At 41.6% G+C, this 543-nt stretch carries 2 protein-coding genes; one reads left to right on the forward strand and one right to left on the reverse strand.

The window, feature by feature from the left end; translation table 11 throughout:
• Positions 1–168: transposase (locus tag L1D55_RS27520; RefSeq protein ID WP_239919522.1), on the reverse strand; the 168-nt coding region annotated here is incomplete at its 3' end.
• Positions 169–418: 250 nt separating this feature from the next.
• On the opposite strand from L1D55_RS27520, the gene L1D55_RS27525 reads away from it, so the two are divergent.
• Positions 419–543: transposase (locus L1D55_RS27525; protein WP_239917693.1), on the forward strand; the 125-nt coding region annotated here is incomplete at its 3' end.

Here is a 543-nt window from a genome sequence, read left to right on the forward strand (position 1 = left end):
GTGATAGCTAAATTCACTGAACCGACGCGGCCTCCCGCGCTTATTCTGTTTGCTTTGCGCCCACCCGCTTATTGCTTCTTCATCAATCCAAAAGGTCAGAGAACCACGGTTAATGAGTGATTGGTTGTATTGCTTCCAGTTGGTTGTTTTGTAACGAGGCTTAGGCATAGGACTACGAGAGAGAGTGGAGGTAGCTGATCAGATCGTAGGTTCTGGATTTAGTTCCATTGAATTACGCAACAAAGCCCAATATACTGCTTTCGTCAGACGCTACGATTGACATCCACCCCGTATTTTTATTTTCAGCCCTAAACCACCTACTTCAGTAGGTGGTTATCATTCAGTTTGGCTTTGCCTGTAGTTCTACCCATGTTAAATGCTCCCTTGATTTTTAGCGAAGTCAAAGAGGACAAATAACATGAGCAGATATAATCAAGCTTCCCACGTATTTTGGAGATGTCAATATCACATAGTGTGGACACCAAAGTATCGATTTAGGATTTTGAAAAACAATGTAGGTAAAGAAGTTTATCGATGTATAAA

It is taken from the genome of Vibrio sp. Isolate22, assembly GCF_022398115.1.
In the GTDB taxonomy this organism is placed as follows: domain Bacteria; phylum Pseudomonadota; class Gammaproteobacteria; order Enterobacterales; family Vibrionaceae; genus Vibrio.